The 7174-nt window shown below is 55.9% G+C and carries 5 protein-coding genes and 1 pseudogene; 4 read left to right on the top strand and 2 right to left on the bottom strand.

Translation table 11 applies throughout. The features are described 5' to 3' along the window. Together rnpA and rpmH are read right to left on the bottom strand one after the other, a co-directional pair. Nucleotides 1–111 (bottom strand): annotated as a pseudogene (rnpA, locus tag VGC33_RS11775) (ribonuclease P protein component); the annotation flags it as partial. A 17-nt stretch (nt 112–128) separates the two neighbouring features. Then, the gene (rpmH, locus tag VGC33_RS11770) at nt 129–272 is read right to left on the bottom strand and encodes a 50S ribosomal protein L34 (RefSeq protein ID WP_162368595.1); all 144 of its coding nucleotides are present in this window, start codon (nt 270–272) and stop codon (nt 129–131) included. A 643-nt stretch (nt 273–915) separates the two neighbouring features. On the opposite strand from rpmH, the gene dnaA reads away from it, so the two are divergent. The 4 genes from dnaA to gyrB are packed head-to-tail and all read left to right on the top strand — an operon-like array spanning nt 916 to nt 6972. Then, a complete protein-coding gene (gene dnaA / locus VGC33_RS11765) occupies nt 916–2316 on the top strand; it encodes a chromosomal replication initiator protein DnaA (RefSeq protein ID WP_331120945.1) in 1401 nt (466 codons plus the stop codon). Nucleotides 2317–2319: 3 nt separating this feature from the next. Next, entirely contained in the window at nt 2320–3420 is a 1101-nt protein-coding gene (dnaN, locus tag VGC33_RS11760) for a DNA polymerase III subunit beta (RefSeq protein WP_331120944.1), read from the top strand. 24 nt (nt 3421–3444) lie between these two features. Continuing rightward, a complete protein-coding gene (gene recF / locus VGC33_RS11755) occupies nt 3445–4539 on the top strand; it encodes a DNA replication/repair protein RecF (protein ID WP_331120943.1) in 1095 nt (364 codons plus the stop codon). Nucleotides 4540–4557: 18 nt separating this feature from the next. Further along, on the top strand, nt 4558–6972 hold the full coding sequence (gyrB, locus tag VGC33_RS11750; protein ID WP_331120942.1) for a DNA topoisomerase (ATP-hydrolyzing) subunit B: 2415 nt from the start codon (nt 4558–4560) through the stop codon (nt 6970–6972). Nucleotides 6973–7174 lie beyond the last annotated feature (202 nt).

The following is a 7174-nucleotide window of genomic DNA, read 5'->3' as shown; positions in this document are numbered from 1 at the left end:
GCCGAGGATGGTGATTTGCGGCGTGCCGGCCCGTTGTGGCTGCTGGAAGACGAAAGTAAAATGATTGGGAGTTAACAACCGTAACTCCCTGGGAAATGCTAGCTTAACCACCGGGGGGGTTAGCTTTATTACTTAGAAGATACGGACAGACGTGTACGGCCTTTAGCACGGCGACGTGCCAAAACCAGACGACCATTCTTCGTTGCCATACGAGTACGGAAACCGTGGGTACGGTTGCGTTTCAAGACGGACGGTTGGAAAGTGCGTTTCATAGCGATTTATACCTAACAATGTGTGACTTCACAGTAAACGCGTTTGGCTACTCGGCGTGAAAAAGACCGACGCCTCAATCGCATCAAAGGACAAAGAGGCGGGGATTGTAATAATTGTACAGTCCTGAGTCAATTCTCATCACGTTTTACCCACCTGGATACCCGTGCCCATCCCGGCAATCCCGTCTGGAAATCCTGCGAAACCAGACAAGCGGACCAGGTGTCACGCGTAGGGCTGAGAATTATACGGGTTCCGGGGCAAAGCGCAAGGATCTGCCGGGATCAAGTGCATTAATATTAGGATCCCGCGAAGCAGGGCATTGGTTGAAAATCAGACTATGCTTAATTTCACTGATATAAGAGTTACATTTTATCCAGCGGATGGAGAATCAGTTACACTCATTCCCGCCCCTGACAGCCTGTGGATAAAAAGGATCAAAACTGTGTAGAAGAGGAGGATCTTAGACGCGCTTTGCGTTATGATCCGCAGTCCCTGACCGGGATCCCCAGAGGATTTCGTCGTGGTAAACCGTTAAAGGCGGTTCGCGGGTTGCCATCGCGGTAGCCGGTGTCAAAAAGATGATCCCGAATCATACAGTTGCGTTTCTTTTCTTTTGTTGATCTTGTTCGATTGGAGTCCGCCGTGTCACTTTCGCTTTGGCAGCAATGCCTTGCCCGACTACAGGATGAGTTACCTGCCACAGAGTTCAGTATGTGGATTCGCCCTTTGCAGGCGGAGCTCAACGACAACACGCTGGCGCTATATGCTCCGAATCGTTTTGTCCTGGATTGGGTGCGCGATAAGTATCTGAATAATATCAATGGGTTATTAAACGATTTTTGCGGAACCGATGCGCCTTTGCTGCGTTTCGAAGTCGGCAGCAAGCCGCCCCTGTCGGTGGCGGCGGCGGCGGCCCACCAGCAGCCGGTCAGCTATGCAAGCGAAGCGCCGGTGCAGGCCGCCCGTCCCAGGCCGGCGCGGCCAAGCTGGGACAGTTCGCCGGTACAGCCTGAATTGTCCTACCGTTCGAATCTGAATCCTAAGCATAATTTCGACAATTTCGTCGAGGGTAAATCCAATCAGCTGGCGCGCGCGGCGGCGCGGCAGGTGGCGGATAATCCCGGCGGCGCCTACAATCCGCTGTTTTTGTACGGCGGAACCGGTCTGGGCAAGACCCATCTGCTGCAGGCGGTGGGCAACGGCATCATGGCGCGTAAAGCCAATGCCCGCGTGGTCTACATGCATTCAGAACGTTTTGTGCAGGATATGGTAAAAGCCTTGCAAAACAACGCGATCGAAGAGTTCAAACGCTACTATCGCTCCGTCGACGCCCTGCTTATCGATGATATCCAGTTTTTTGCCAATAAAGAGCGCTCGCAGGAAGAGTTTTTCCATACCTTCAACGCACTTTTGGAAGGCAATCAGCAAATCATTTTGACATCCGATCGCTACCCTAAAGAGATCAATGGAGTGGAGGATCGTCTGAAGTCGCGTTTTGGCTGGGGACTGACGGTCGCGATCGAGCCGCCGGAGCTGGAAACCCGGGTGGCGATCCTGATGAAAAAAGCCGACGAAAACGATATTCGCCTGCCGGGGGAAGTGGCTTTTTTTATCGCCAAGCGGCTGCGCTCCAACGTGCGTGAGCTGGAAGGCGCGCTGAACCGGGTGATTGCCAACGCCAACTTTACCGGCCGCGCCATTACCATTGATTTTGTGCGCGAGGCGCTGCGCGATCTGCTGGCCCTGCAGGAAAAACTGGTCACCATCGATAATATCCAGAAAACCGTGGCGGAATATTATAAAATCAAGGTGGCCGATCTGCTGTCGAAGCGGCGATCGCGCTCCGTGGCCCGTCCCCGGCAAATGGCGATGGCGTTGTCGAAAGAATTGACCAACCATAGCCTGCCGGAAATCGGCGACGCTTTTGGCGGGCGCGACCATACGACGGTGCTGCACGCTTGCCGGAAAATCGAGCAGCTGCGTGAAGAAAGCCACGATATCAAAGAAGATTACTCCAACTTAATCAGAACATTATCTTCCTAAACTATGAAATTTATCGTTGAACGAGAGCATCTGCTTAAACCACTGCAACAGGTCAGCAGCCCCCTGGGCGGCCGTCCCACCCTGCCGATCCTGGGCAATTTGTTATTGCAGGTCGAAGGGGACAGCCTGTCGCTGACCGGCACCGATCTGGAAATGGAGATGGTGGCGAAAGTGGCTCTGGCCGCCTCCCATGAACCGGGCGCGACCACCGTGCCCGCGCGGAAATTTTTTGATATTTGCCGCGGCCTGCCCGATGGCGCCGAGATCACGGTAATATTGGAAAGCGATCGCATGCTGATTCGCTCGGGGCGCAGCCGCTTTTCACTGTCTACCCTGCCGGCGGCGGATTTTCCCAACCTGGACGACTGGCAGAGTGATGTCGAATTCACCCTGCCGCAGTCCACGCTGAAGCGCCTGATTGAATCGACCCAGTTTTCCATGGCCCATCAGGACGTGCGTTATTACCTGAACGGCATGCTGTTTGAAACCGAAGGCGAGGAATTGCGCACCGTGGCCACCGACGGCCATCGCCTGGCGGTGTGTTCGATGCCGGTCGGGCAGCAGTTGCCCACCCATTCGGTGATCGTGCCGCGCAAAGGCGTGATGGAGCTGGTTAGAATGCTGGACGGCGGCGACACGCCGCTGAAACTGCAGATAGGCACCAATAATATCCGCGCCACCGTCGGTGATTATATCTTTACCTCCAAGCTGGTTGACGGCCGCTTCCCGGATTATCGCCGCGTATTGCCCAAGAACCCCGATAAAACGCTCGAAGCCGGCTGTGACGTGCTAAAGCAGGCTTTTGCCCGCGCCGCCATCCTCTCCAACGAAAAATTCCGCGGCGTGCGGCTGTACCTGAGCGCCAATCAGCTGAAAATCACCGCCAACAATCCCGAGCAGGAAGAAGCCGAGGAAATACTGGACGTGGACTACCAGGGCACGGAAATGGAAATCGGCTTTAACGTCAGCTACGTACTGGACGTGCTCAATGCCCTGAAAAGCGAAAACGTCCGATTATTGCTTACCGATGGGGTGTCCAGCGTGCAGATCGAAGACTGCGCCAGCCAGGCGGCAGCGTATGTTGTTATGCCGATGCGTCTCTAGAGATGTGGTAAGGTAGTGTGTTAAATGGCCTTGTCCCGCCTGCTTATCCGTGATTTTCGCAATATCGAATCCGCCGACCTGGCCCTGGCGGCCGATTTTAATTTTCTGGTCGGCGCCAACGGCAGCGGTAAGACCAGCGTGCTGGAAGCCATTTACACCCTCGGGCACGGCCGGGCGTTCCGTAGTTTGCAGATTGGCCGCGTCATTCGCCATGAGCAGCCGGAATTCACCCTGCATGGGCGCATAGACGGCCATACGGCGGAGGATCGCCAATGTTCGGTGGGCTTGAGTAAAAGCCGCCAGGGTGACAGCCGGGTGCGTATCGACGGCAGCGACGGCCATAAAATCGCCGAGCTGGCCCAACTGCTGCCGATGCAACTGATCACCCCCGAAGGTTTCACCCTGCTGAACGGGGGGCCGAAATACCGCCGCGCCTTTATGGACTGGGGGTGTTTTCATCACGATCCCGATTTTTTCAACGCCTGGAGCAACCTTAAGCGTTTGCTTCGCCAGCGCAATGCGGCGCTGCGCCAGGTCAGCCGTTACGCGCAGCTGCGCGCCTGGGACCAGGAGCTGATTCCGCTGGCCGCCAGAATAAGCCAGTGGCGCGCCGACTATAGCGCGGCGATAGCGGTGGATATTACCGCCACCTGCGCCCAGTTTTTACCCGAATTCCATTTGGATTTCAGCTTCCAGCGCGGGTGGGATCGCGAGAGCGACTACGGCGAACTGCTGGAGCGCCAGTTTGAGCGCGATCGGGCCTTGACCTATACTGCATCCGGTCCGCACAAGGCGGATTTTCGCATCCGCGCCGAGGGTGTGCCGGTGGAGGATATTCTTTCGCGCGGCCAGCTTAAATTATTGATGTGCGCCCTGCGTCTGGCGCAGGGTGAGTTCCTAACCCGCCAGAGCGGGCGGCGGTGTCTCTACCTGATAGATGACTTCGCTTCCGAGCTGGATGCCGGCCGGCGCCGGTTACTGGCGGAGCGCCTGAAAGCCACCCGGGCGCAGGTGTTTGTCAGCGCCCTGAGCGCTGAACAAATCCGTGATATTACGGATGAAAAGGGCAAGATGTTCCAGGTGGAACAAGGTAAAATAAGTATTCAATCCGAAGTTTAAAATGAGCGAGAAACGTTGATGTCGAATTCTTATGACTCCTCAAGTATCAAAGTACTCAAAGGCCTGGACGCGGTGCGTAAACGCCCGGGGATGTACATCGGTGATACGGATGACGGCACCGGTCTGCACCATATGGTATTCGAGGTTGTGGATAACTCAATTGACGAAGCCCTCGCCGGCCATTGCAAAGAAATCGTGGTCGTGATCCACGAAGACAACTCCGTATCGGTGCAGGACGACGGGCGCGGCATTCCCACCGGTATCCATGAAGAAGAAGGTATCTCCGCCGCTGAAGTTATCATGACCGTGCTGCACGCCGGCGGTAAATTTGATGATAACTCCTATAAAGTGTCCGGCGGGTTGCACGGCGTGGGTATTTCCGTCGTCAACGCCCTCTCGGAAAAGCTGGAGCTGGTGGTCAGGCGCGAAGGCCGGGTCCATGAGCAGACCTACCTGGGCGGCATTCCGCAGGCGCCGCTGGCGGTGGTCGGTGAAACCGACCAGACCGGCACCACCATCCGTTTTTGGCCGAGTTTCGCCACTTTTACCAATAACGTTGAATTTCAATATGAAATCCTGGCCAAGCGCCTGCGCGAGCTGTCCTTCCTGAATTCCGGCGTGTCCATCCGCCTCAAGGACAAGCGTAACGATAAAGAAGATCACTTCCACTACCAGGGCGGCATCAAGGCTTTTGTGGAATATCTGAGCAAAAACAAAACCCCGATCCATCCCACCGTATTCTATTTTTCCACGGAAAAAGACGGTATCGGCGTGGAAATCGCGCTGCAATGGAATGACGGTTTTCAGGAAAATATTTATTGCTTTACCAATAATATTCCACAGCGGGACGGCGGTACGCATCTGGTCGGCTTCCGCGCCGCCATGACCCGTACCCTGAACTCGTATATGGATAAAGAAGGCTACAGCAAAAAGGCCAAGGTCAGCGCCACCGGCGATGATGCCCGCGAAGGCCTGATCGCCGTGGTGTCGGTGAAAGTGCCCGATCCCAAGTTCTCTTCCCAGACCAAGGACAAGCTGGTGTCGTCGGAAGTGAAAACCGCGGTGGAAACGCAGATGAACGAGCGTCTGGTGGCCTATTTGCTGGAAAATCCCACCGACGCCAAAATCGTGGTGGGCAAAATTATCGACGCCGCCCGCGCGCGTGAAGCCGCGCGCAAAGCGCGTGAAATGACCCGCCGTAAAGGCGCGCTTGACCTGGCCGGGCTGCCGGGCAAGCTGGCCGATTGCCAGGAGCGCGATCCGGCGCTATCCGAACTGTACCTGGTGGAAGGGGACTCGGCAGGCGGCTCCGCCAAGCAGGGCCGTAACCGTAAAAACCAGGCGATTTTGCCGCTGAAGGGCAAAATCCTCAATGTAGAGAAAGCGCGCTTCGACAAGATGCTCTCCTCGCAGGAGGTCGCCACGCTGATTACCGCGCTGGGCTGCGGCATCGGCCGGGATGAGTATAATCCCGACAAACTGCGCTATCACAATATCATCATCATGACCGATGCCGACGTCGACGGTTCCCATATCCGCACCCTGCTGCTGACGTTCTTTTATCGCCAGATGCCGGAAATCATCGAGCGCGGCCATGTGTTTATCGCCCAGCCGCCGCTGTACAAGGTGAAAAAAGGCAAGCAGGAGCAGTATATCAAGGACGATGACGCCATGGACCAATACCAGATTGCCCTGGCGATGGACGGCGCCGCCCTGCATACCAACGAACACGCCCCTTCGCTTGCCGGCGCGCCGCTGGAAAGCCTGGTGGCCGAGCACTATGCGGTACAGAAAATGATCGGCCGCATGGAGCGCCGCTACCCGCGTGCGCTGCTTAACCACCTGATCTACCAGCCGTCGCTGAATGAAGCGGATTTGGCCGACCGGGACCGTGTTACCACCTGGATTGCCGCGCTGGTGACCGACCTGAACCAGAACGAAAAGCATGGCAGCAACTACAGCTTTGAAGTGCGTGAAAACCGCGAGCGCCAGCAGTATGAGGCGGTGCTGCGCATCCGTACACACGGTGTTGATACCGACTATGCGCTGGATTTTGAATTTGTCCACGGCGGCGAATACCGCAAGCTCTGTACGCTGGGTGAAAAATTGCGCGGTCTGGTGGAAGAGGACGCCTTTGTGGAACGCGGCGAACGCCGTTTGACGGTGACCACCTTCGAACAGGCGCTGGAATGGCTGGTGAAGGAATCCCGCCGCGGTCTGGCTATCCAGCGTTATAAAGGCCTGGGCGAAATGAATCCGGAGCAATTGTGGGAAACCACCATGGACCCGGAAAGCCGCCGCATGCTGCGCGTCACGGTAAAAGACGCCATTGCCGCCGACCTGCTGTTTACCACGCTGATGGGCGATGCGGTGGAGCCTCGCCGCGCTTTTATTGAAGAAAATGCGCTAAAAGCAGCCAATATCGATATCTGATGGCGCTGTGAAATTATAATGCCCGTGGACCCTTGGCTTCACGGGCATTTTTTTTGCCGGTTTTTATAGCCAGCGCATACTCGTCGAGAACAGGATCAAATAATAAATAAAACAGCAACAGGTTGAAAAGAGACTACCTGCGGCCCGATCGCGCCTTGAATTCACTATTAGTAAGTCACAGTATAATGGCGGGGCGTTAATA

Origin of the sequence: Acerihabitans sp., from assembly GCF_036398755.1 — a bacterium.
Taxonomy (GTDB): domain Bacteria; phylum Pseudomonadota; class Gammaproteobacteria; order Enterobacterales; family Enterobacteriaceae; genus Acerihabitans.
Note: the sequence above shows the minus strand (reverse complement) of the source record. Positions and strands in the feature narration are given on the sequence as shown.